This is a genomic window from Flavobacterium sp. HBTb2-11-1 (assembly GCF_009826975.1).
Lineage (GTDB): Bacteria > Bacteroidota > Bacteroidia > Flavobacteriales > Flavobacteriaceae > Flavobacterium.
On the sequence record NZ_WUMO01000001.1, the window covers coordinates 258,425 to 282,415 of the forward strand.

Annotated in this window: 21 protein-coding genes and 1 tRNA gene; 10 read left to right on the forward strand and 12 right to left on the reverse strand. The window is 33.8% G+C overall.

Annotated elements, in window-relative coordinates; translation table 11 throughout:
- The first annotated feature begins 235 nt into the window (after positions 1–235).
- The gene (locus GR162_RS01205; RefSeq protein ID WP_160780686.1) at positions 236–1,486 is read left to right on the forward strand and encodes a TCR/Tet family MFS transporter; all 1,251 of its coding nucleotides are present in this window, start codon (positions 236–238) and stop codon (positions 1,484–1,486) included.
- 67 nt (positions 1,487–1,553) lie between these two features.
- Here the strand turns inward: GR162_RS01205 and GR162_RS01210 are convergent, their stop codons facing one another.
- The 5 genes from GR162_RS01210 to GR162_RS01230 all read right to left on the reverse strand — a co-directional run bounded on the left by GR162_RS01210 (position 1,554) and on the right by GR162_RS01230 (position 8,239).
- Entirely contained in the window at positions 1,554–1,991 is a 438-nt protein-coding gene (locus GR162_RS01210) for a retropepsin-like aspartic protease (protein WP_008466159.1), read from the reverse strand.
- Complete coding sequence (locus tag GR162_RS01215) at positions 1,936–4,563, reverse strand: CHAT domain-containing protein (protein ID WP_160780687.1); 2,628 nt, start codon at positions 4,561–4,563, stop codon at positions 1,936–1,938. The genes GR162_RS01210 and GR162_RS01215 overlap by 56 nt, the downstream gene beginning before the upstream one ends.
- Positions 4,564–4,714: 151 nt before the next feature.
- Positions 4,715–6,667 carry a PKD domain-containing protein gene (locus GR162_RS01220; protein ID WP_160780688.1) on the reverse strand — a complete coding sequence of 651 codons (1,953 nt, stop codon included), beginning with the start codon at positions 6,665–6,667 and terminating at the stop codon, positions 4,715–4,717.
- Positions 6,668–6,779: 112 nt separating this feature from the next.
- A complete protein-coding gene (locus tag GR162_RS01225) occupies positions 6,780–7,757 on the reverse strand; it encodes a hypothetical protein (RefSeq protein ID WP_160780689.1) in 978 nt (325 codons plus the stop codon).
- A 182-nt stretch (positions 7,758–7,939) separates the two neighbouring features.
- Entirely contained in the window at positions 7,940–8,239 is a 300-nt protein-coding gene (locus GR162_RS01230; RefSeq protein ID WP_066033048.1) for a hypothetical protein, read from the reverse strand.
- A gap of 130 nt (positions 8,240–8,369) precedes the next feature.
- Between GR162_RS01230 and GR162_RS01235 the strand changes: the two genes are divergently transcribed.
- The 6 genes from GR162_RS01235 (at position 8,370) to GR162_RS01260 (ending at position 14,842) form a co-directional block, all read left to right on the forward strand.
- Positions 8,370–8,954, forward strand: a complete 585-nt coding sequence (locus GR162_RS01235; protein ID WP_160780690.1) for an RNA polymerase sigma factor — start codon at positions 8,370–8,372, stop codon at positions 8,952–8,954.
- A gap of 2 nt (positions 8,955–8,956) precedes the next feature.
- On the forward strand, positions 8,957–9,682 hold the full coding sequence (locus GR162_RS01240; protein WP_160780691.1) for a tol-pal system YbgF family protein: 726 nt from the start codon (positions 8,957–8,959) through the stop codon (positions 9,680–9,682).
- Between the two features lie 132 nt (positions 9,683–9,814).
- Positions 9,815–11,464: a S41 family peptidase gene (locus GR162_RS01245; protein ID WP_160780692.1), complete on the forward strand. Its 1,650-nt coding sequence runs from the start codon at positions 9,815–9,817 to the stop codon at positions 11,462–11,464.
- A gap of 379 nt (positions 11,465–11,843) precedes the next feature.
- Positions 11,844–12,623, forward strand: coding sequence for a TatD family hydrolase (locus tag GR162_RS01250; protein WP_160780693.1), 780 nt, complete (start codon positions 11,844–11,846; stop codon positions 12,621–12,623).
- A 64-nt stretch (positions 12,624–12,687) separates the two neighbouring features.
- Complete coding sequence (locus tag GR162_RS01255) at positions 12,688–13,824, forward strand: 1-acyl-sn-glycerol-3-phosphate acyltransferase (RefSeq protein WP_160780694.1); 1,137 nt, start codon at positions 12,688–12,690, stop codon at positions 13,822–13,824.
- Positions 13,814–14,842 (forward strand): asparaginase, encoded by a 1,029-nt coding sequence (locus GR162_RS01260; protein ID WP_160780695.1) that lies wholly within the window; start codon positions 13,814–13,816, stop codon positions 14,840–14,842. The genes GR162_RS01255 and GR162_RS01260 overlap by 11 nt, the downstream gene beginning before the upstream one ends.
- Before the next feature lie 225 nt (positions 14,843–15,067).
- Here the strand turns inward: GR162_RS01260 and GR162_RS01265 are convergent, their stop codons facing one another.
- Entirely contained in the window at positions 15,068–16,309 is a 1,242-nt protein-coding gene (locus tag GR162_RS01265) for an MFS transporter (protein ID WP_160780696.1), read from the reverse strand.
- A 91-nt stretch (positions 16,310–16,400) separates the two neighbouring features.
- Between GR162_RS01265 and GR162_RS01270 the strand changes: the two genes are divergently transcribed.
- Together GR162_RS01270 and GR162_RS01275 are read left to right on the forward strand one after the other, a co-directional pair.
- Positions 16,401–17,273, forward strand: a complete 873-nt coding sequence (locus tag GR162_RS01270; protein WP_160780697.1) for a LysR substrate-binding domain-containing protein — start codon at positions 16,401–16,403, stop codon at positions 17,271–17,273.
- A gap of 60 nt (positions 17,274–17,333) precedes the next feature.
- A tRNA-Ser gene (locus GR162_RS01275) sits at positions 17,334–17,420 on the forward strand.
- Between the two features lie 189 nt (positions 17,421–17,609).
- Here the strand turns inward: GR162_RS01275 and GR162_RS01280 are convergent.
- From GR162_RS01280 to GR162_RS01300, 5 genes are all read right to left on the reverse strand, one after another.
- Complete coding sequence (locus tag GR162_RS01280; protein WP_160780698.1) at positions 17,610–18,362, reverse strand: SGNH/GDSL hydrolase family protein; 753 nt, start codon at positions 18,360–18,362, stop codon at positions 17,610–17,612.
- A 52-nt stretch (positions 18,363–18,414) separates the two neighbouring features.
- Complete coding sequence (locus tag GR162_RS01285; protein ID WP_160780699.1) at positions 18,415–18,843, reverse strand: hypothetical protein; 429 nt, start codon at positions 18,841–18,843, stop codon at positions 18,415–18,417.
- Between the two features lie 67 nt (positions 18,844–18,910).
- On the reverse strand, positions 18,911–19,684 hold the full coding sequence (locus GR162_RS01290; RefSeq protein ID WP_160780700.1) for a helix-turn-helix transcriptional regulator: 774 nt from the start codon (positions 19,682–19,684) through the stop codon (positions 18,911–18,913).
- A 132-nt stretch (positions 19,685–19,816) separates the two neighbouring features.
- The gene (locus tag GR162_RS01295) at positions 19,817–20,599 is read right to left on the reverse strand and encodes a DUF3050 domain-containing protein (RefSeq protein WP_119788994.1); all 783 of its coding nucleotides are present in this window, start codon (positions 20,597–20,599) and stop codon (positions 19,817–19,819) included.
- Between the two features lie 91 nt (positions 20,600–20,690).
- On the reverse strand, positions 20,691–21,869 hold the full coding sequence (locus GR162_RS01300; RefSeq protein WP_160780701.1) for an acyl-CoA dehydrogenase family protein: 1,179 nt from the start codon (positions 21,867–21,869) through the stop codon (positions 20,691–20,693).
- Between the two features lie 165 nt (positions 21,870–22,034).
- Between GR162_RS01300 and GR162_RS01305 the strand changes: the two genes are divergently transcribed.
- Positions 22,035–23,810: a helix-turn-helix domain-containing protein gene (locus GR162_RS01305; protein WP_160780702.1), complete on the forward strand. Its 1,776-nt coding sequence runs from the start codon at positions 22,035–22,037 to the stop codon at positions 23,808–23,810.
- Positions 23,811–23,833: 23 nt separating this feature from the next.
- Here the strand turns inward: GR162_RS01305 and GR162_RS01310 are convergent, their stop codons facing one another.
- Positions 23,834–23,977 (reverse strand): rSAM-modified peptide, encoded by a 144-nt coding sequence (locus GR162_RS01310; RefSeq protein ID WP_085949277.1) that lies wholly within the window; start codon positions 23,975–23,977, stop codon positions 23,834–23,836.
- Between the last annotated feature and the right edge of the window lie 14 nt (positions 23,978–23,991).

Below are 23,991 nucleotides of genomic sequence, written 5' to 3' on the forward strand. Positions count from 1 at the left end.
AGTTCTTCAAATTGGAATTTGGGTTTTTTATTGATTCTTTAAAAATTTTTCACGCAGATTAATAGGAAAAGATTAGCGTGTATCTGCTTAAATCTTTTTTAAATCTGCGTGAAAAAAAGAGCTCTTTCAATTGGAATTTGGAATTTGAACTTTGGAATTTAACCGTTTGAGATTTGGGATTTTTTTATTGTTAATTGAAAAATCTGTTTATTTGCATCACCTTACAAAAAATATTATGCTACAAAAAGACAAATCTGCAGCGATTGGTTTTATTTTCATAACTATGTTAATAGACATTACAGGATGGGGAATTATTATTCCTGTAATACCAAAATTAATCGAAGAATTGATTCACGGAGACATCAGCGAAGCCGCAAAAATTGGCGGTTGGTTGACTTTCGCGTATGCGATAACTCAGTTTGTATTTGCTCCTGTAATTGGAAATTTAAGTGATAAATTTGGAAGAAGGCCAATTATCTTAATTTCGCTTTTCGGATTTTCATTAGACTATCTTTTATTGGCATTTTCGCCAACTATTATCTGGCTTTTTGTCGGAAGGATTATTGCGGGTATAACAGGCGCGAGTATTACAACTGCTTCCGCTTATATTGCCGATGTTAGTACGGCTGAAAACAGAGCTAAAAACTTCGGTTTAGTAGGTGCTGCTTTTGGATTAGGATTCATCATCGGACCTGTTATTGGAGGTCTTTTAGGACAATACGGTTCAAGAGTTCCTTTTTATGCGGCTGCAGTTCTGTGCATGCTTAATTTCCTTTACGGATTTTTCATTTTACCTGAATCACTTAAAAAAGAAAACCGCAGACCATTCGATTGGAAACGTGCCAATCCCATTGGAGCCATTTTAGGCTTAAGAAAACACCCAACATTAATCGGATTAATTGTTGCCATTTTTTTACTATATGTGGGTTCTCATGCGGTGCAAAGCAACTGGAGTTTCTTTACCATCTATCAATTTAATTGGGATGAAAGAATGATCGGAATTTCATTGGGAATAATAGGTTTATTGGTTGGAGTGGTCCAAGGAGGATTAGTTCGTTACATCAATCCAAAAATCGGAAATGAGAAAAGCATTTACATTGGTTTAGCTTTATACACAATCGGAATGCTATTATTTGCTTTTGCAACAGAAAGCTGGATGATGTTTGTGTTTTTAATTCCCTATTGCCTTGGCGGAATTGCTGGTCCGGCATTGCAATCTGTTGTAGCAAGTAAAGTAGCGCCAAGTGAACAAGGAGAAATTCAAGGAACTTTAACTAGTTTAATGAGTGCTTCTTCGATTATTGGTCCGCCCATGATGGCTAATACATTTTACTTTTTCACACACGACGATGCGCCGTTTAAATTTGCTGGAGCACCTTTTATTTTGGGTGGAGTTTTAATGTTGTTGAGTACTATTGTTGCTTATTTTTCATTGAAAAAACACGCCATTCAGAAAACAGAAATCGAGAGTCAGGAAATACTATAAAACTAAAAAGTCTTCATTTTACTGAAGACTTTTTAGTTGGAATTTGAATTTTTTTTGATTGGAATTTCTATTTCAAATACAAATAATGATTAAAATAGTCAATAATCGCTTTTCCTTCCAATAGGACATCAGCGCCAATAATGCCATGAACAGCTTTTGCCTTAAAAGATTCTAAAGCCTCATTTACGTGCGAAAGATCAAAAATTACGATGCTGAAATCTTTGCTTTTCCAGCTTCCTAACTGCAATTTATTTTGAGACGAAATCTGTGTTGTCATTCCAGTTCCGCCTGCTCCAGAAGCTTTTGTTTTAGAGTTCTTAGCAGAAAGTTCGAAGCGTTCAATACACTCAAAGCCTACGCAGGTATTGGATGCGCCAGTGTCTAAAATGAAATTTCCAGAAATGCCGTTTATTTTGGCTTTTATCTGCAAATGCTGGGTTTTGGTGATTTTAAACTTTATTTTTTTGTACTTCTCTATTTTGAGAATTTGGTGAAGATTTTCCATTCCTGTAATGATTGAAAACCAAAAATAAGCCAATTATCGCCAAAAAACTAATGATATACAACATATAATTGGGTTGCTTTTCAGGCTTTTCAAGAGTGCCATAATACACAAAAGCACTCCAATAATAAGGTGACTTTTTTGCATTTGGAACGTTTTCATCTTTTAAAAACTCCCTTTTTGCATTTGCCGTTGCCTGTGCAAAAGACGAATTATGTTTTACCTCTTTATAAAAATAATCCATGAAAACAGAAGTTGTATAATCGTTTACATTCCACAAAGAAAATAATAGATTTTGTGCTCCCGCAAACTGAAAACCTCTTGCTACGCTAAGAGCACCTTCGCCTTTATAGAGTTTTCCAATTCCGGTTTCACAAGCGCTCAGAACCACCAAATCAGGATTGAGCTGTAAATTATACAATTCAGAAAATAAAACTTCTTGATCGTAGAATTTGATGCTTGCCGGAGTTTCCAGATCGCCCGAAGAGGCATGTGTGCTGAGATGTATAATCGATTTTCCTATTGCGCTGTTTTTAAAGTTTGAGAAATCAGCATTTTTATTCTCAAAAAACTGTCCGTCAAAATTATGTTTTATAGATTGCAATTCATTTTTCGAAAAAGGAAGTTCGTAATTGGTTTTTTCGAAAATTGGAAAAAGACCTAAAATATTCTTTTTGCCATTTGAAAGCGGATTTGTGTTCAAATATAATTCTGCAGAATTGTTATAAGAAACATCAAACTTATCCAGCAGATAATGCATTTTTGTAAAATTGGTTGTGTTTGAGGTTTCGCTTATTAAAGCTTCAAAAGGCAGAAAAGACAGAATTCCATCTGGAACAAGAATCAAATTTTTATGTTTTTCAACTTTTGGAATTTGAAGTTTCTGATAGATTTTATTTCCAAGTGCATTATACTTTTTAGGATTGTTGGCAATTGCAGATGGATCTTTAAAAAAGTCAATGAATGAAAGCAATTCCTTATCAGCTGTTTCAATTTTGTGCAGTGTGATTTTTTTGTTTTCGAGAATGAAATTATAGATGCAATGACTTCCAAAAAAATATTCCAGTAATACCGCATTGTCTTTTTCCAGTTTGTTATATAACTTAGCCAAGTCCAATTCAGCACTCTTTTTCTGATCGGTTTTGTTTTGCTTTGTTTTCAAAAGCAGCATCAATTCATTCTGTTTTTTAACGGCTTCATTGATTTTAGAAATATTAGCCGCTTCTAATTTTTGCTGTTCTTTCAAAATGGCGGTATTCCAATTTTGAAGCTGTTGCAAAATCAGTTTTTCTTCTCTTGAAATCGTTTCAATATTTTTAAGATGCTTTTTTAAAACAACCGATTTTGTTTGTTCAGACAATAGAAAAGCACTTTCGATATAATTCATTTTTCGTTCTCTTTCAAACAATGAAAGATAAATTTCAATGCATTTTTCTGTTCTGTTTCGGTTTCTTACTTGTGTTATAATTTTTGAATTTTCATAAACCAAAAGCGACTGAATCATTTCTTCGATTTTAAAAGAAAGCTCATAACTTTTCAAGGCATTTTTCGGCTGATTTTCGGTTAAATAAATTAAGGCCTGCAAATCTAAAGCATCTAATAAAACCGTTTCGGCATAAAGCGAATTCCCATTTGGGAGCCTATTTTTGGAAGCCGAATAATTAGGAAGAAGTGTTTTAAAAACGATTTCTAGATTTTGCTGAGCATCAACAATATTGCCTTCAGAAAAAGAAATAAAAGCGGCTTCATAATAAAATTGCCCTATTTTTCGAGGTTCCCGTTTCGGATTTTTATTGAATTCAGTTTTCGCCTTTTCGAAAAATTCAGAAGCTTTTTTAAAATCGTTTTGATCTACTTTTAACTGAGCCAGATTTCGATATGCATTTGCTAAAGTTTCGGTTTGCGATTTGTCATTTTTTAAAAGAGAAACCGCTTTCAAAAATGAAGTTTCAGCTTCAGCCTTTTTAGAAGATAAAACATAGTTTGTTCCCAAATTATTCAATAATAGACCTTTTTCAACAGCAGAAAGTTTTTCGGTCTGGATTGTTTTTTCAATCAATTCTATTGCTTTATAAACGTTACCAGTATTTTGATAAACATTTGAAAGATTAAGAATGGCGGCCGTTTTTTGGCTCTTGTTTTTCTCCTGGCTGGCAATAAAATAATATTGTTTTATCGTATTTTCGGCATTTTCATAATCGCCCAAAACGGTATATAAATTGCCCAAAGGTTTCAGGCAGAATTCAATTATATCATAATTTTTAAGTTTGTTTTTCTGGTAAATCATCCAAGCTTTTTCGTAGCTTTTCACCGCATCTAAATTCTGTCCAAACTGATTTTCATAATACGCTTTGTTGCAATTTAAAATGACAATTGCCAACAATTCATCTTTGGTTTTGGTCTTGGCACTTTTCCAGAAATCACTTTCTATGTTTCTTAAATTCTGCAACGCTTCCGTGGAAGGATTCGCGGTAAAACTGTCAACAGCATTATATATTTTATCCTCCTGACTTTGTCCGAAAACATTCAGACACAGGAAAAGGAAAATAAAACCATATAAGTGATGTAAGTTCATATTATATTGTTTTTGCCACTAATTTCACGAATTTTTATAAATCGAAACTCAAAATAGCATTACTTAAATTTAGTGGAAATTAGTGAAATTCGTGGCAAAATATTCTTTGTGTATCTCTGCGTAACCTTTGTGCATCTCTGCGGTATAACCTCTAAAACTTCCAAATTCCATACACCTGAAAATAATTAAAATTCTGTTCAAAATTAATCACATAGCGCGCGCCCAAACTAGGTCCGATTCTGGCGAAACCAGCTGTTAAGTCAAATAAAAGCCCTGTTTTAAAGCCTGAGAAATTGTTTTTTATCGTATTAGAACTTGTTGTCGAACTGATCAAAAAGTTTTCTTTATCGCCTTCAAAAGTATCGACCGTGATCGTTTGATTCTGTTCTGAATACACATTTACATTCGCCTGAATTCCCGCTCCAACTCCAATGTAGTTATTGATATTATATCGAATTAAAACAGGAATTTCCCAATTGACATTTTTATTTTCGGTTGCCGTCGTTGTGCGTACCAATTGTCTCATTCCATTGGCATTTGTATTAAATTCTTCAGAGACGTTTACTTTGCTGTCGTATTGGTTTAAAGCATTTTCCCATTCTACCTGCCAATAAAAACGATACGATTTGAAAGGCGAAAGCGTCGCGCCCACAAAATAGCTCGTCGATTTATCTAGATCTGGATAAAAATTATAACCTGCTTTGGCGCCAATCGAAATTCCAGGAAGGAATCTGGTAGTCGCATAATTGGTAATAATAGGTTCGTTTTTATCAAAAATAATGGCAGTTCGGCTTTTGGTTTTTACCTTATGAAAATCTTCACCAAACTTCATGGAATATTTGACAAAACCTTTTGTAGAATCTTTTTCATGTACATTTTTCTGTTCGCTTCCAGGAAGATAAATGTTTTTAAAAGTAAAAATGATTTGTTTCTGTTTGATAATCGTATCGAGACAGCTTACGGTTGGTTCTTCACCTTTTGGACAAATCGGACATTCGGGATACATGCTTTCAATCTGAAAAGTTTTTTTGTCAAACATGTCGGGAACATCGGTTTCCAAACGGATCTTTCTTGCTGGACCTTCACCATTATTTTGAAAACGGGTTTTAAAATTTACTCGTTTGAAACGCACTAATCTGTAATTTATAAAACTTCCGTTAGAGCCCATTTTGTTTGGATCGTGAGAAGTTACAATTTCCATTTCCAGATTTTTCACTTTATGGTTTTTATAGCTTCTGTTTGGCACAAAAATTCCTCTCATGGTAACCGTTGCACTAGTATCTTTTATCATTTCAGGAGTGGTTTTGAAAGTGTAAAAAACATTTCGTGTTTCTCCCGGATTCGCATCATCAAATTCTAAAATAGAAACATTGTGATAGGTTTTATTGGCATCTAAAAGTGAAGCTTCCAAATCTTCTTCTGTTGTGGTATTTCTGTATTTTTTGGTTTTGAAATTCCCTTCGGCGGAAGCCAAAAAAGTATTCGAGTCATTTAAATCATCAGTCGCAGCAACTAGATTTTCTTTCACTTCGCGTTCGCCTGCATACGTTCTGAAATCACTTAATTCGAAATTATGGTGTTTGAATTGTTTTTCATTATAAAATAAATAAAGCTTTCCGCTAGAAACATAATTTTCAAGATTCTGATAACTTACCACAACTACCATTTCTTGTTCTGGAATTGGATCGCAATTTTTAATAATCGCAAAACCATTCTGATCGGCAATAGAAGCAATGTCCTTATAATTGGTGTCTGTAATATCGTTTATGGCCACTTTCTTTGGGCGAGTTGCTGGAGGTTTTCCGTTGTCATAATTATTCGTTACAGCAAGCCTTGTCGTGTAAGTTCCTTTGTTTTTATATACATGTTTAGGTTCGGCTTCTTTGCTGTAATGGCCGTCTCCCAATTCCCATAAATAAGAATAACTTGGTTTGGGCGCACCCGCAATCGGAATCAAAGGCGGGGTTTCTGGTTTAAAATTAACCTGATTTCCGTTTTGAATAAAACCTATATTGGCTCTTCGTGTTATGGTGTCTTTCACTTTGGTTTGTCCTACTGCGAGAATAGAAAATAAAATAAAGAAAATAGACAGTTGTGGTTTCATAACTAGATAGTTTTGAGGTTTAAAAATTTCTGACTGAAATCTCAAACAAGATTAAATGTAAAAAAAAGTGATGAGCAAATCACCACTTTTTCTCAAAAAAAGCATTTAGAAGTTACTGTATGGCATTAATTGCAGCAACTAGTTGAGCTTCGGTGCCGACTGTTGTTTCGGCTAAATTAAATTCGTAAACTGCGTTTGCAGAGATTGTAACTCCTTTTATGGCGTAGCGCCAGTTGCCATTATCTTCGGTTGCAAAAATGATGTGGCACGCTAATCCAATCGGAATTTGACCGTAATGTTCGCTAAATAATCCTTCAGCTGTGTAAGTGTCCAATTGAGCAAGTGCATTTTTGCCTTCTCCATCGTAAGAAAGAAAAACGGCGCTGTTTGTATTGTTGTATCCGTCTGGAACATCAACTAAAAGAGTTGTTTTTGGTCTTGGATCGTGGTAAAAACGGTCTACATTGGTCCAACCGAATTTACCGAAAGTCACATAATAATTGTTTAATTCACCTTGTACACCGCCTTTTCCATCAGTACCATCAGCATTTGCTTCCCTCCAAGCCAAATCGCCATCTTCCTCGATAACTCCAGTCCATAAAGTCATTAAGTTATCAAAACCATTTGTCAATGCTGTCGGAACAATCATGTTCATACTGCAAGAAGTTTGCAATTCGACCCCTCCCTGAGTTGCTTTAATGAAGAATTCTCCTCCAGAAATTAAAAGATTTTTCTTCCCGTCTGCGGTAATTCCCATAGTTGGTTTGTTGGTAACCAACATATTTCCTTTATCAAAAAGTTCGATGTATTCAATATCGACTTGTCCGGTTACAGGATTTCCGTTTTTGGTTAAGCAATCACCATTAATATAGAGCTTTACACCCTTTGCTGAAGTTAAGGTAACAACGCCGTTTCCCGCGGTAATGGTAAAATTTTGCGTGTTTCTTTTTACTCCTTTTTCATTAATGCTTTTAAACGCAGCAGAAGTGGGTGGCGAAAGTTTGATATCGTCTCCGTCACTATTGTCGCAGCTTGCGAACATTGTCATCGCTATTATTAAAAGTCCGATTTTTTTAAAATTTGTTTTCATAATTTTCTAGTTTTTATAAATCTGGCTTGATTGTTTTTCAAGTAGTTTTCAGATTTGGTTAATTAATTTTAATGTTACATCAACTCGGGTTAGATTTTGTTACCCTCTTTTTTAAAAATTATTTTTAAAGGGCTTTTATGTGGTTATATCAATTGACTTTAAAATTTGTTACCCAGTTTTTTTTAAATAGAAATGCATTTGTCTTCAAAAAGATTTCCATCTTCGTCAACAGCGACCAAAATGTCTTTTTTGCGGGAGAATTTTAGAATAAGATAAATCCAGACAATTAGCCAGATGCCAAAAGTGAATACGCTTAGAAACAAATGAAAAGTATGATTTATGTTTTTCTTTTCTTTAGACAAAACCACATAAGGCAGTTTTTCATTTTGTTCTGTAATTACAAAACCGTTACGTGTTTTAGCAGCGATTATTTCGTAAAACCGGTCTAGATTTTTTTCATTGATATATTGGTAACTTTCCATTTCTTTTAATTTTTTAAAGGTTTTTAAAAGACTTTCGTTTCGATATATACAATTGATTGTAATATTGTTACCTCTTATTTTTTAAAATTTTTAAGATTCTTTTTTTAAATTAGCTGTAAAATGCTTTTTTATGGATCAAAATAAAATTCATCCTGATCAAAAATATATCGACGGACTTGTTGCAAACGATTCACGAGTTATCGAAATGATATATAAAAAATTTGCGCCCAAAGTAGTTCAGTTTATCACCAATAATTCTGGAGATAAAGATCAGGCGCAAGATGTGATTCAGGAAATTATGATTTTGCTTTTTAATCAGGCGAAAGCCAAGAAACTTCAGCTCACTTGTCCGTTTGACGCCTATTTTTTCTTGCTCTGCAAAAGACGCTGGCTAAACGAATTGAAAAATTCTGCCAATAAAGGGGTAACAATTTATGAGAATGTGGTATCTATCAATGAATCTGCTCACGAATTGATTGCACAGGCAGAAGAATTTGATGAAAAACAGAAGCTTTTCGAAACCATGTTCCAAAAATTGGGAGAGAAATGCCAAGAAGTTTTGAAACTCAGTTTTTCTCTGAAATCAATGGAAGAAGTAGCCCAAAAACTCAATGTGACTTACGGTTATGTCCGAAAGAAGAAATCGTTGTGTGTGGGCCAGCTGACGCAGTGGATTCAAGAAGCGAAAAATTTTAACTCTTTAAAAAACAATTAATCATGAACGAAGAACGCTATATATTATTTGATCAATATCTTCAAGGCGAACTGACCGTTGATGAAAAAAACAGTTTTGAGAAACAATTATCTGAAGATGCTGCTTTAGCCTCCGAGTTTGAAAGTTTCAAAGAAATGCATTTTCAGTTGGAGAATAAATTCGGACAAGAACAGGAAAGAGAAATCTTTAAAGGAAACTTGACCAAAATTTCAGATAAATATTTTAATAAAAAGGAAAATAAAGTGGCTTCGCTCAAACCGTGGTATTTTGCGGCAGCGGCATCTATAATTATTATGTTCGGATTGTTTTTCTTTGATTATAAGCATTATCCAAATTTTGAAGATTATAATCATCCAGAAAGTGCTTATTTTACAGAAAGAGGCGTTTCTGAAGCCATTTTAAAACAAGCAGAGAATAATTTCAACGGGAAAAGATATGAAACCGCGATTCCGATTTTTGAAATGATTTTAAAAGAAAACAATTCAGACGAGATTAAGTATTTCTACGCCGTTTCATTATTGCAAGTTGGCAAATACGTAAAAGCAGAAAATATATTTAAAGAATTGGAAGCTGGAAATTCTGTTTATAAAGAAAAAGCAAAATGGAATCTAGCCTTATCTAAACTAAAACAAGGGAAATATGATGACTGTAAAGCCATTTTACAGACCATTTCGCAAGACTATGAAGATTATGATGAAGTAGAACAGCTTTTAGAAGAATTGGATTAAATTCTAATTATTTAAGAAAAATTTTATCCCTTTACGGGAAACCTCAATCGAATTTGGAATTTTAGTTCTAAATTCGATTTTCTTTTTACAAGAACTTGTTCCAAAAACAATTTAAGTTAACCAGAAAACTAAATGAAAAAAATTGTAATAATTTTTCTTCTTGTTTTTTCTCAGACCATTTTTGGTTTGGGTAATATTACCCAGACCGAAAAATTGGCTGCGACTTGTAAAGTTTGGGGATTTTTAAAATATTATCATCCGAAAGTTGCCAGCGGAGAATTGAATTGGGACAATCAGCTTTTAGAAAAATTGCCTTTAATAGACAAAGCACAAACCAAAGAAGAGTTTTCGTTGATCTTAGAAAATTGGATCGATGATTTGGGGACAATAAAAGAAGTTGCTCCGATTGCTGTGCCAAAAGACGTTAAATTCTTTGACAAAAATTTCGATTTAAGCTGGTTTAATGATAAACTGTTTTCTAAAAAACTTTCGAAGAAATTGAAGTTTATTGAAGAAAATAGATTTCAGAGCAATGAAGAATTTGGACCCAGTTTCGACGGTTTTAAAAATTTAAAAAATTATTTTAATCTAGATTATACTGATAAAAACACAAAGCTTTTGATGCTGTATGCATATTGGAATGTGGTAGAATATTATTTCCCGTACAAATATGTAATGGATCAGAGATGGGATAAAACTTTAAATGAAATTTTACCTTCTGTTGTTCAGTCGAATACTCCAGAAGATTTTTATAAAGTACTTAGAAAGACAGCAGCAAAACTTGATGACAGTCATGTAGAGTTTCATATATATCCATCTGTAGCTACAGCTAAAAAGAGCTTTTATTATTTTCCTGCGACTGGTAAAGTAATAGATGAAAAATTGGTAATTACTGAAATTTTGGGAGATAGTCTGGCAGAAGCTGACAACATCAAAATAGGAACTGTAATTACTAAAATAAACAATAGGAGCATCAGAGAAATTATCGAAGAGAAAAGAGATATGATTTCTGCTTCAAACGAAGCCGCTTTTCTGGACAAAGTTCTACGCTCAATTTTAGTAAGCGAATCTGAAAAGGTAAATGTAGAATTTATGAATGATGGAAAATGCGAGACAAAAGAAATGACTTGGTTTAATTATCATGATTCACACCGAAATGAATTTAAAAAAGGAGCTCAGAAAAAGAAAGATAAATTCAAACTCTTGGATCATAATATCGGTTATGTAAACATGGGTGTTATTAAACCTAAAAATGTTCCTGATATGATTGATGCTCTCAAATTGACAAAAGCAATTGTTTTTGATATGAGAAATTATCCAAACGGAACTTTTGAAGAGATTGCTGCATTTTTGAATTCGCAGGAAAAAGAATTTTGCCAGTACACAATGCCTTATTTAAACTATCCTGGACGTTATGAATGGACAGAGGGAAGAAAATGTGGAACCGAAAATAAAGAAAATTATAAAGGGAAAGTCATTGTATTGCTTAATGAAGATTCTATAAGCCAGTCAGAATGGACGGCAATGTGTTTTCAAACAGCGGGAAATACCAGAATAATAGGAAGTCAGACTGCAGGAGCAGACGGAAACGTTTTTGAATTTGATTTTAGCGGGTTTCATACAGGCTTTTCAGGAATTGGAGTTTATTATCCAGACGGAAGAGAAACCCAACGTGTAGGAATTGTACCCGATATTGAGGTAAAACCAACAATAAAAGGGATAAAAGAAGGCAGAGATGAAGTTTTGGAACGCGCTTTGCTATATATAGAAACAGGAAAATAAATCTAGTTTGTCGTACTGAGTAACGAGGGATCGCACTAGCTGATCGAGAGAAAAAATGGGGGTTTTCTCCTCGAAGCTTCTTGTGAGGTCCTTCGTTCCTTAGAATGATAAAGAATAGGTTGTTATTGTTCTGGCCTTTGTCAAAGTGTACAACTTTTGACAAAGGTTTTTTTTCACCCCTGAGTGAAGTCGAAGAATCTCATTGAGAATCCATAAAGATTAGCGATTAAGGCTTCGACTCCTCTCAGCGTGACAAAAATAAAATCCGTGACAATCCGTGTTTTCACAAAGTGAATTCGTTTCATCCGCGTATCTCAATCGCAACAGAATTGCTATTCTTTTAATATTGTCGTAATTTTGGCACTTTAAAATTACAGCCTTGAATTCAAAACCTATTATTACCGATACTCACACGCATCTATATTCTGAAGAATTTGATCAGGATCGTGACGAAATGATTCAGCGCGCTATTGATGCGGGAATTACACGTTTTTTTATTCCTGCAATCGATGCTGCAGCAACACAATCGATGTACGATTTAGAAAAAAATTATCCTGAAAATATATTTCTAATGATGGGTTTGCATCCCACTTATGTGAAAGATAATTATTTGGAAGAATTGGCTCATGTGGAAACAGAATTGTCTAAAAGAAAATTCTACGCAGTTGGCGAAATCGGAATCGATTTGTATTGGGATAGAACACATCTAAAAGAACAGCAAATTGCTTTTAAAAGACAAATTCAGCTGGCAAAACAGTATAAATTACCCATTATAATTCATTGCAGAGAAGCGTTTGATGAGATTTTTGAAGTATTAGAAGAAGAAAAATCTGAAGATTTATTTGGGATTTTTCATTGTTTTTCCGGAACTTTAGAACAAGCAGAGCGCGCCATTTCTTATAATATGAAATTGGGAATTGGTGGAGTTGTTACTTTTAAGAACGGGAAAATTGATCAGTTTTTAAATCAAATCGATTTAAAACATATTGTTTTAGAGACCGATTCACCGTACTTAGCGCCCATTCCATATAGAGGAAAAAGAAATGAAAGCAGTTATTTGGTCAACGTTATAGCTAAATTAAGTGATGTGTATGTCGTTTCTACAGAAGAAATTGCAGCAATCACAACCCAAAACTCAAAAGACGTTTTTGGGATTTAACCTGAGCCTTACAAAACTTTAAATTTTTTTTTGTTCTTTTGCCCACTTTAAACAATTATAAATAATGCAGAAATTTGATGCCATTCGACCGTTTTATGATTCCGAAATAAATGAAGCACTTCATGCGGTGGTCAATCATCCTATGATGAAAACCATGATGAACTTTACTTTTCCGGATGTAGAAGATGAGGTTTGGAAGGAACAATTGAAGAAAACCCATTCGATAAGAGATTTTCAATGCAACTTTATTTATAACACGATCCAAAAAGTTTTAGAAAAAAGCTCTGAAGGTCTTACCACATCAGGTTTTGAAAAACTGGAACCCAATACTTCTTATCTATTTATCTCAAATCACAGAGATATTCTTTTGGATACAACCTTGCTAAATGTCTGTTTGTTTGAACATGGTTTAGTAATGACAGCTTCGGCAATTGGAGACAATTTAGTGAAGAAAGCTTTTTTGGCAACTTTGGCAAAATTAAATAGAAACTTCTTGGTTCTAAGAGGTTTGTCTCCAAGAGAAATGCTTCAAAGTTCAAAATTGTTGTCTGAATATATGGGACAATTGCTGCTTCGCGAAAACCGTTCGGTTTGGATTGCTCAAAGAGAAGGAAGAACAAAAGATGGAAATGACGAAACCAATCCAGGAGTTTTAAAAATGATTGGAATGGCTTCTGATGAAGAAGATTTGATGAATTATCTTAAGAAATTAAAAATAGTTCCTGTCTCTATTTCATACGAATACGATCCGACAGATGTTTTGAAAATGCCACAATTGATGGCGGAAGCAAACAACGAGGTTTACGTAAAAGACAAAAATGAAGATTTCATGACCATTTTGAGTGGTATCATGGGAACTAAAAAAAGAATACATATTTCTGTCGGAGATGTTCTGAATACAGAAATTGATCAGATTGTAGCTGAAAATGACAATGCAAACAAGCAGGTTCAAGCGTTGGCGCAAAAGATCGATGATGTTATTTTGACCAACTATCAATTATGGCCGACAAATTTTATTGCTTACGATATTTTAAACGAAATAGACAAATTTGCTCATAAATACAAAGAGAGCGAAAAACAGCTTTTTGAACGTCGTTTAGAAATGAGAATCGGAAGCGATAATCCTGTGACAAGACAAGGATTTTTAGCTATGTACGCCAATCCTGTTGTCAACAAATTAAAATACCAAGATGTCATCTAAAGCAAAAATATTATTGGTTTATACCGGAGGAACTATCGGTATGAGCAAAGATTTTGAAACTGGAGCACTGAAAGCCTTCAATTTTGGTAAATTAATTCAGAAGATTCCCGAAATCAAACAATTGGATTGTGAAATTGAATCAATTTCGTTCGAACATCCAATAGATTCTTCAAATATGAATCCCGAAATGTGGACGAAGATTGCCACAATTATCGAGGAAAATTATAATTCTTACGACGGATTTGTGGTGCTTCACGGATCTGATACCATGTCGTATTCGGCTTCGGCATTGAGTTTTATGCTGGAAAATTTGTCAAAGCCAGTTGTATTTACAGGTTCGCAATTGCCAATTGGAGATTTGCGCACCGACGCCAAAGAAAATCTGATAACAGCAATTCAAATTGCTTCTCTTCAGGAAAACGGAAAGCCAGTTATTACAGAAGTCTGCTTATATTTTGAATACAAATTATACCGCGGAAACCGAACTTCTAAAGTAAATGCTGAACATTTCAGAGCCTTTACAGCACCAAATTATCCTGAATTGGTAGAATCTGGTGTTCATTTAACATTAAACAGACATTTATTTCTTCCTGTAAATAAAAATGCAAAACTGATTGTTCATAAGAATTTAGACAATCACGTTGCCATCATTAAAATGTTCCCAGGAATGAGTGAAATTGTTCTGGCTTCCATCCTTGCAACTAAAGGTTTGAGAGGAATTATTCTCGAAACTTACGGTTCTGGAAATGCACCAACTGAAGATTGGTTTTTAAACTTAATCGAAAAAGCCATCAAATCTGGAATACATATCGTAAACGTAACGCAATGCTCGGGCGGAAGCGTAAACATGGGACAATACGAAACCAGTACAGCTTTGAAATCTTTAGGAGTTATTTCTGGGAAAGACATCACGACAGAAGCTGCAATTACCAAATTAATGTATTTGCTTGGGCATAATATTCCGCAAAACGAGTTTAAAGATATTTTTGAAACTGCACTTCGCGGGGAAATTTCGTAGTTTCAAAATTCCAATATTTAAAATCCCAAATTCCAAAATGTAAAGTTGGAGTATGGGATTTTTTTGTTGAAAGTTTCCTTTATCCGTTTCAGTTTGTCATCCTGACGGAGGAAGGATCACACAAGAAACTCGACAAAGATTGGTTTTCTTGCATACGGAATTACTAGTGTGATCCTTCCTTCGTCAGGATGACAACATTGCGGAAAAAATTGGAATTTGGAATTTTTAAAATTTGGAATTTCTATACTCAATCGGACAAGTTTCCAACTCATCAGAAGCTTTATGTTTTTTATAATACACATAAACAATCACAGAAAGAATACAGATAACTCCCTGAAGCGCAACAGTAGCTCTTACACCTACAAAGTGAGAAACATATCCAATAATTAAACTTCCCACAGGAATCATTCCTTGATACGCCATCATATAATAACTGATGCTTCTAGAACGCATGCTCACAATACTGTGCGTTTGAATATAAATATTGATAGAAGAAGTTTGTCCCATCATTCCGATTCCGCTTAGCGTCATACAGATCAATGCGAGGGTAATACTGCTTGAAACTGCGAGAATAATAATGCTGAATCCTAATAATAAACTAGCCGCAATCATTAATTTTCCCATATTCTCAGCTGATTTTAAATTGGCTAAATAAACCGCAGATAAAACAGAACCGATTCCGGCAGCGCTTTCAAACCAGCTGAAAGTTTCAGCATTTCCGCTAAAAATATCTTTTGCAAAAACAGGCATCAAAGTATTAAAAGAAATTACAAATAAACTACTGCAGGTTAACATTAAGAGCATTCTTGCCATTTCAGTTTCTTTTTTTACATAATCAAGTCCTTCCATAAGATCGTCCAGCATTTTAAGTTTGTTTTCGGCTTTGATATGTGGTGTGATTTTCATTAGCATTAGCGAAATCAAAACGGGCACATAACTCACAAAATTTCCGATAAAACAGATGTCTTCTCCATATTGATGCAGAATAATTCCCGCAAGTGCAGGCCCCGCGATTCGGGCAAAATTGTTCATAGTCGAGTTAAGAGCAACTGCGTTTGGAAGGTCTTCTTTATTGTCAACAATGTCAATCATCATGGTTTGGCGGCAAGTCATATCAAAAGCATTGATAATTCCTTGAATAAGGCTCAGTGCTAGAATAAAATTGATATTATAAATTTTGAGATAAATAAGTAGAGCCAAGGTTCCTGCCTGAAGCATGGCTAAAGACTGCAATACCATCATAGCGCGGTGTCTATCGTAACGTCCAATAATACTTCCCGCAAGCGGTGCAAGAAACAAAGACGGAATCATACTTAAAAAAGTCGCCAATCCCAACAAAAAGACTGATCCTGTTATGCTGTAAACCATCCAGCTTACGGCTGTTTTCTGCATCCAGGTTCCGATAACTGAAACAGATTGTCCGTAAAAGAATAACTTGAAATTTTTAGATTTTAAGGCTTTAAACATGATCTTTATTATTTGATTACAAAGTTCGGAATTATGATTTCATTAGAAAAATTAATAATTTTACTTATAATGAGTACTAAAACTTATCAATATGGAACTCTATCAATTGCAATATTTTATTAAAACGGCTGAGGTTTTGCACTTTACCAAAGCGGCAGAATTGTGTTTTGTAACGCAATCGGGACTTTCGCAACAAATTAAAAAGCTGGAAGAAGAGCTCGGAATGCCATTGTTTAAGCGAATTGGAAAAAAAGTGCAGTTGACAGAAGCAGGAGCTGTTTTTCTGATTCATGCTAAAAAAGTGGTTGAAAATCTAGAAAACGGTAAACAGGCGATTGAGGATTTAAACGAAATGATTGGCGGCGAACTCCGAATTGGCGTAACCTATATTTTTGGATTATTGATTCTGCCCGTAGTAAATGCATTTGCCAAAAGATACCAGAATTTGAGGATAATTGTAGAATATGGTACGACAGAAGCTTTAGAACAAAAACTGATTAATAATGAATTGGATTTGGTTTTGGTAATTTCGTCTCACGAAATTGGTCCTCCAATTCAGAAAGTGCCCTTGTTTACTTCAAATATGGTTATGGCAGTTTCAAAAAATCATGCTTTGGCTGAAATAGACAAAATACCATTTAAAAAAATAGCTGAAGTACCTTTGATTATTCCGGGAAAAGGTTCTAATTCACGCGAATACGTAGAGTTGCTGTTTGTAAAACATAACATGAAACCAAAAATTTCGATCGAATTAAATTCGATTCATGCTTTACTGCAAATGGTAGAAAATAGCGATTGGGCAACTATTGTAGCTGAAAAAGCTTTGAAAGGTTGGGAACATAGCCTTAAAGCAATACAAATTACGGGAGTTTCGACCAAAAGAGATTCATATATGTTGACAATGGGGGGTTACCAGAAAAAGGCCGTAAAACTATTTATGGAAGAATTTAGAAAGAGCATCTGAAGTAACTTTGATTTTACTTTTGTAAAGTCAGATTTTTTTGTGTTATTTGCAGACCAAAATAGAGAGGTGTCCGAGTGGTTTAAGGAGCTAGCCTGGAAAGCTAGTATATGGGTAACTGTATCGAGGGTTCGAATCCCTTCTTCTCTGCAAAACTAATCCCGCAATTTCATCCAGAATGGAATTGCGGGATTTTTATTTGTCAAAATAGTGATGATTATTTTATATATTGCTTTTAAATTCAATTTTAATAATGTAAAAGAATGAAAGTCTCCCGATAGTTACCGCGAGGGGATTAACTTATTTTAAATGAATATTCTGCGTCTAATAATTAAAAATCTAATTCTGTAAAGCGATTTTGACTTTCGGCATCATTCTGTCTACAAACATTTTGTAAGCTGCTTGAGAGGGATGTAAACCGTCTGAGGCAACAAGATTTGGATTGCTTAATCCCATACGTGTAATATCTGTAATCGAAACAAAAGCAACCTGACTGTTATTGCAATAGTTTTCTGCGAAAGAATTGTATTGATCTATTTCTGAAGAAATTGTACTGGTTTGCTCTCCAAATAAACTTTTTCCATAAGGCGTGTAAGCATAATCTGGGATAGAAATGACTACAACATTTTTTCGATCACCTTTAGCCAGCATAATGGCTTTATTGACCAATTCAGGAAATTCTTTTTCGTAAACTGAAAAGCTTTTGTGCTGATATTGATTGTTAACTCCAATTAAAAGCGTTACCAAATCATAATTGGATTCTGGTTTTTGCGATTCGATTGCTGAAAGCAAATTAGATGTTGTCCAGCCAGTTGTTGCAATTATTTTTAATGAAATTGTACTGGAGTACATGGCGTTTAAACTTGCTTTTAGCTGTTCTGGAAAACGACACGTTTCACAAACGCTCTGACCAATAGTATAACTGTCGCCTAATGCTAAATAATTTACAGAACTTGAAATTGGAGGATTTGTAGTGGGTGGATTTACAACTGGCGGAGTTGTTGTAATAGGAGATGAGGGTTCGTCTGAACTGCAACTTAGAAGAAATCCTGAAAGTATAACAATAACTATCTGTTTAAAATCTGGTTTCATAATTTTTTTAAATTAAAATGGCTTTAAACAAATAGTTACGTTAAATAGGGTGTTACGGTTTTATGGCTTCTTTATAAATATTTCTTTCCATGGTGATATTTAATCTTGCGAACATTTCAGAGATATTAAAACCTTCTTTTTTATAGTAAGCTTGCACGGCCTCTTTGGCGTTTTTCAAGACCATTTCATTTTCCCAAACAGCAATTGTTATGTAAATTAAATTACCATTTTCGTCAGTACGCTCATATGCATTGTCATTTATGAATCCGTCTAAATGCTTTATAAAATTGCGGTTGATTTGTACTCGTTCTAAAAACTCTTGTTTTGATTTTTCGGGAACGATAAATTGGTCGATAAAAATTTGTTGCATGGTTTCTGATTTTTTAGTTTCAATTTCTGGATTAATTCTTGAGGATTGAGCATTTGTTCTATAGTTGAATAATGTCAAAAAGACAATTCCGATTAAAATATTTGTTTTCATAACTCCTGTTTTTATTGATGTAAAATTCAGAATTGCGAAAACTTAATCCTTGTAAAAAATCATTGATTTACCAAAAAGATGGGAAATTGAAAAACTCACTTGGAGTTTGTCCTGTAAACAACTTGAAATCTTTATTAAAATGTGGCTGGTCAAAATATCCGGCATCAATAGCCAGATCGATGAGGTTTTGATTTTTTTGTTTGTGATCGATGATTGATTTTATGCGAACAACATAGCAAAATTGTTTTGGAGAAGATCCAATTGTTTTTCGGAACCTTTTCTCAAATGCATCTTGACTGATAAAAAGCGCATCGGCAAGTTCTTTTATTTTAATGATACCTTTTTTAGATTGTATGATAGTAATGGCCGCAGAGATTAAATTGTCGGGTTTGTAATTGTGCAGTCTTGATAAAAGAAACTGTTCTATAACAGCAATTTTTTGATTGTTGGTTTTTGCTTCCGCTAAAAGTTCTTCGATAACGGCGATTTTTTGCTGTGGAATAAAGTTGTCGAGCGAAACACTTTCTTCGAATAATTCATGAAGTGGTTCTTTAAAAAAAGCTTTAGCTCCAGCTTCTTTAAATTGAACGACAAGAGTTGCCGTATCTTTTGCATAATTAATTAATCGTACTGATTTGCGAATACCCGAAATTGTAGAAATGGGTAGTTTATCTTTCTGATTTTCTTTAATATAATTAACATCGCCTTTGCAGCGAAAAGCAATTGCTAGAGAAGTGCTGGGCAAAACCCGGTTTACCAATTCGTCTTCGCTTTCGATAATTCTGTAAGTCTTAATAAAAGGTCTTAACTGTTCTGTTGGAATGAAATCGATAATGTTCATTTGAAAGTATTTTCAACAGGCTGAATGTCAAAGGTATGAAAAAACAAAATTCCAATAACTTATCTGTCATTAAACAGTTTCAGTTATTGGAATTTTTAAGAAATAAGTTATGTTACATAACTTATAGTAATTTTAAACCATTTCGGCTTTCATCAAAATTTCTTCCTCGATAGCATTCCAAAGTCCGATGCGTTTTTCTAGAGCAAGAATCGAAACTTCTTCAACTTCTTTCCATTTTTGAGCATCGTTTTCACACAGTTCTGTAATCATTTGCATAGCCATTGGTCCATGTTCATCGGCATCCAATTCGATATGTCTTTCAAAATAGTATAGTAATTTTGCTAAATCGGTTTCCGGAAGGTTTTTCTGGAAGTTTTTCAAAATTTCAGTAAACATACTCGGAATCAAATCTTCTCTTCCAAAAGTAAATGCTGCTGCAATTTCGTGTGGTTTTCCTTCTTCGATAACTCTAAAAGTAAAATCTAAAAAGGCTTTTACATTGGGATGCAGTGAACTTTGTTTGATTGCAACGAATATATTATGAAGAGAGGTCACCTCTGATAAGAATTTTAAAACTCCTGTTGTATCTGCGCCACAGTCTTCCATAGCTTCAAGATACATTTCGTAGTGGCTTTGTCTTCTTCCATCAATACTTAAATCACTCTCTTCTGCAAGAACAATTTCATTAATCAAATAACGTGTTTCTGGATTTTTGGTAGCAAACCAAGGTGTTGTTGTACAAGTAAGTTTGGCCTGTAAGGCTTTTAAAAGTGACATAAAATCCCAAACAGCAAAAACGTGAGTTTCTAGAAAACTGTGAAGATCATTTATATTTTGAATCTTATTGTATAAAGAGTGGTTTAATAGTTGGTCTTTTTGAGGTTGAATGCTTTTGTTTATCGTTTCGATATTCATTTTTGAAAAAATTTTGATGCAAAGATAAAAAGCTTCTCCGTCAAGAAGAAGCTTTTTAGATTGATTTTATGTATATTTTAATAATTAGTGTTTATTTAAATGCTGGAATTCCAGTCACATCCATACCCGTTATCAATAAATGTATGTCGTGAGTTCCTTCATACGTAATAACACTTTCAAGGTTCATCATGTGGCGCATGATGGAGTATTCGCCAGTAATTCCCATGCCTCCGAGCATTTGTCTTGCTTCTCTAGCGATGGTAATGGCCATATTTACGTTGTTGCGTTTTGCCATCGAAATTTGAGCAGAAGTTGCTCTACCTTCATTTCTTAAAACACCTAAGCGCCAAGTTAATAATTGTGCTTTTGTGATTTCGGTAATCATTTCTGCCAGTTTTTTCTGCTGTAATTGAGTTCCTCCAATCGGTTTTCCGAACTGAATTCTTTCCTTCGAATATCGTAAAGCCGTATCATAACAATCCATAGCAGCTCCGATTGCTCCCCATGCAATTCCGTAACGAGCTGAATCTAAACAGCCCAGTGGAGCACCAAGACCAGATTTATTTGGCAGAAGGTTTTCTTTTGGAACTTTTACATTATCAAAGATTAATTCTCCTGTTGCAGAGGCACGAAGTGACCATTTGTTATGAGTTTCTGGCGTTGTAAAGCCTTCCATTCCTCGTTCTACAATTAAACCGTGAATTCTTCCTTCTTCATTTTTAGCCCAAACAACCGCAATATCAGCAAAAGGGGCGTTAGAAATCCACATTTTAGCACCATTTAAAAGATAATGATCTCCCATATCTTTAAAATTAGTGATCATACTTCCAGGATCAGAACCATGATCTGGTTCGGTTAATCCGAAACAGCCTATATATTCTCCAGTAGCAAGCTTTGGAAGATATTTCATTCTTTGTTCCTCGTTTCCATATTTCCAAATTGGGTACATTACTAGAGAAGATTGAACAGATGAGGTTGATCTTACACCAGAATCGCCCCTTTCTATTTCCTGCATAATTAAACCATAAGAAATTTGGTCTAATCCTGCTCCGCCATATTCTACAGGAATATAAGGTCCGAAACCACCGATTTCTCCAAGACCTTTAATAATTTGTTTAGGAAATTCTGCTTTTTGCGCGTATTCTTCTATAATAGGAGAAACTTCTTTTTTAACCCAAGCACGAGCAGATTCGCGAACTAATTTATGTTCGTCAGATAGTAAATCGTCTAAGTTAAAATAATCTGGAGATTGAAATAGGTCTGGTTTCATGATTTTTAAATTTAGCAAAGCAAATTTACATAATAAAAATATAACAAATACAAGTTAAAATGTTATATTTATTTATCGCAAAAATAAAATTAATAGGAATTTGGCAAATAAATTGTAGTTTTTTGATAATTTATAGACTATTTTTGAATTCCAAAAACAAACTTAATGAGGCTGATCATCTCTTTTTTCTTTTTACTACTAATATTTTCCACTGGGTCTGCTCAAACTACAGGAGAGCTCACGGAACAAAAGTACTTAGAATTACAGGATAAAATCCGTTTTAGCATTAATGGAAATTATGATGAGGGTTTATCCTATGTAAATCAGATGATTAAGTCTAAAAATGAGATTCATCAAGCCTTCGCTTATGCTGCAGGTTCTTACCTGTATCAACTAAAAGGAAATGCTAGTCAATCTGATAAAATGTATACAGAAGCAATAAAGCATTTAGCTAAAATTCCAGAGTCTAATGATAAAATAAAGTTACATGCGTATTTATGCAACTACAGAGGCCTTACTTTCTGGAAAAGATCAAACTATGGTAAAGCTCTTAGCAGTTATCAGGAAGGAGTCAAACTTTCTTCTAAAATAAATGATGTTGTACAAATTGTAAAATTTAAAGCCAATATTGCTTTACTAAATGAAGGCGTTGGTAATTATCAGTTGTCTATAAAAATATTAAGACAGAATGATGCATTCCTCGATAAGAATGAGAGTTTGTATGAAAAAGATCAGTTTCAGAATTCTAAAAGTAATACCTACACAAACCTTGGAAATTCTTATGAAGGATATTATTATAAGAATCGAGAGAAAGCATATCTATTAGATTCTGCAGAGTATTATTATAAAAAAAGTATAGCCTATTCGGATAGATTTATTGACAATAAGACTATTTCTAAACTTAGTTTAGGAAATATTTATTTGATTAAAAAGGATTATGTAAATGCGGAAAAAATTTATTACGATATCTCTTTTTATGCAAAACAGACTGATAATGAAGATTTGTATCAAATTGCGAATTATAATTTAGGGGATCTTTATTATTCTATAAAGAAATACGATAAAGCTCTTATATTTTTAAAAAAGGTAGATTCTATTAGCCAAAAGACTAAGACTATAGATAATAGTTATTTTAAGTCTAATTATATACAAGCTAAAATCTACAGTATCAAAAATGAACCCGAGCAGGCTTATAAATATTCCAAGCTATACTTGGATGCTTATGAGAAATATGAAGGAAATCTTAGGGAAGAGACATTAGAGGTAAACTACAAACTGGGAACAGCAGACCTTAGTGACGAGATGATTAGTGTTCAGGAGAAGTATAAATATGAAGTGTTTTGGAATAAAGCATTAAAAATATTTTATGTTATTCTAGTAATCGGAATTGTATTTTTCCTCATCAAAAATATTCGGGATAAAAATAAAGCCCAAAAGAAAATGAACGCTTTAATTGAAGAGTTCAAAGCTAATCTGGAGAAAAAAGAAATTGAAAAAACAAGAATAGAGAAAGAACCTTTTGAAAAAGCGGCTAAGGAGGTTGTTGAAACAGAAGATGTGGCTTTGAAAAAGGAAAATGCAAATTTGAGTATTGATGAGGCTAAAGAAAATAAGATAGTCGAAAAATTATTGGCTTTAGAAGAAAAACTAGAATATTTAAATGCTGATTTTACGCTTTCTTATGTCGCTAAAAAAATAAAAACCAATACTACTTATCTATCTTATGTTGTGAATAAAAGATTTGGAAAATCTTTTAGTGAATATTCTAATGAGTTGAAGATTAATTATGTTATTAACCAAATGATTACAAACCATTTGTACCGCAAATATTCTACACAAGCAATTGCGGAAAGCGTAGGATTTAAAAATGCAGTTTCTTTTGCAAAATCATTTCGCAAAAGAACTGGAGTGTCTCCAGCTCAGTTTGCGAATAATATCTAGTTTTAATAAATTGATTGTAATTTTTATGTACTTCCGTTACCACCATTTCCTTTACTTGGATATGGCTCAGGAAGCGGTTCTTCATCTCCCCCTTTAATTGTTTTTTGTTCTTTTTTAGAAATTGTATCTAGTAGAAAATCTTCGAATGTTAATTTGCTATTTTTCATGACTTGATTTTTTG

What these genes read in the sequence shown, in the direction of transcription:
- GR162_RS01210 (WP_008466159.1), bottom strand. Translation starts at nt 1,991, where the DNA reads ATGGAAAATCTTCACCAAATTCTCAAAATAGAGAAGTACAAAAAAATA.
- GR162_RS01255 (WP_160780694.1), top strand. Translation starts at nt 12,688, where the DNA reads ATGCAGAAATTTGATGCCATTCGACCGTTTTATGATTCCGAAATAAAT.
- GR162_RS01235 (WP_160780690.1), top strand. Translation starts at nt 8,370, where the DNA reads ATGGATCAAAATAAAATTCATCCTGATCAAAAATATATCGACGGACTT.
- GR162_RS01290 (WP_160780700.1), bottom strand. Translation starts at nt 19,684, where the DNA reads ATGAACATTATCGATTTCATTCCAACAGAACAGTTAAGACCTTTTATT.
- GR162_RS01260 (WP_160780695.1), top strand. Translation starts at nt 13,814, where the DNA reads ATGTCATCTAAAGCAAAAATATTATTGGTTTATACCGGAGGAACTATC.
- GR162_RS01205 (WP_160780686.1), top strand. Translation starts at nt 236, where the DNA reads ATGCTACAAAAAGACAAATCTGCAGCGATTGGTTTTATTTTCATAACT.
- GR162_RS01220 (WP_160780688.1), bottom strand. Translation starts at nt 6,667, where the DNA reads ATGAAACCACAACTGTCTATTTTCTTTATTTTATTTTCTATTCTCGCA.
- GR162_RS01215 (WP_160780687.1), bottom strand. Translation starts at nt 4,563, where the DNA reads ATGAACTTACATCACTTATATGGTTTTATTTTCCTTTTCCTGTGTCTG.
- GR162_RS01280 (WP_160780698.1), bottom strand. Translation starts at nt 18,362, where the DNA reads ATGAAACCAGATTTTAAACAGATAGTTATTGTTATACTTTCAGGATTT.
- GR162_RS01225 (WP_160780689.1), bottom strand. Translation starts at nt 7,757, where the DNA reads ATGAAAACAAATTTTAAAAAAATCGGACTTTTAATAATAGCGATGACA.
- GR162_RS01230 (WP_066033048.1), bottom strand. Translation starts at nt 8,239, where the DNA reads ATGGAAAGTTACCAATATATCAATGAAAAAAATCTAGACCGGTTTTAC.
- GR162_RS01295 (WP_119788994.1), bottom strand. Translation starts at nt 20,599, where the DNA reads ATGAATATCGAAACGATAAACAAAAGCATTCAACCTCAAAAAGACCAA.
- GR162_RS01270 (WP_160780697.1), top strand. Translation starts at nt 16,401, where the DNA reads ATGGAACTCTATCAATTGCAATATTTTATTAAAACGGCTGAGGTTTTG.
- GR162_RS01310 (WP_085949277.1), bottom strand. Translation starts at nt 23,977, where the DNA reads ATGAAAAATAGCAAATTAACATTCGAAGATTTTCTACTAGATACAATT.
- GR162_RS01300 (WP_160780701.1), bottom strand. Translation starts at nt 21,869, where the DNA reads ATGAAACCAGACCTATTTCAATCTCCAGATTATTTTAACTTAGACGAT.
- GR162_RS01240 (WP_160780691.1), top strand. Translation starts at nt 8,957, where the DNA reads ATGAACGAAGAACGCTATATATTATTTGATCAATATCTTCAAGGCGAA.
- GR162_RS01265 (WP_160780696.1), bottom strand. Translation starts at nt 16,309, where the DNA reads ATGTTTAAAGCCTTAAAATCTAAAAATTTCAAGTTATTCTTTTACGGA.
- GR162_RS01305 (WP_160780702.1), top strand. Translation starts at nt 22,035, where the DNA reads ATGAGGCTGATCATCTCTTTTTTCTTTTTACTACTAATATTTTCCACT.
- GR162_RS01285 (WP_160780699.1), bottom strand. Translation starts at nt 18,843, where the DNA reads ATGAAAACAAATATTTTAATCGGAATTGTCTTTTTGACATTATTCAAC.
- GR162_RS01245 (WP_160780692.1), top strand. Translation starts at nt 9,815, where the DNA reads ATGAAAAAAATTGTAATAATTTTTCTTCTTGTTTTTTCTCAGACCATT.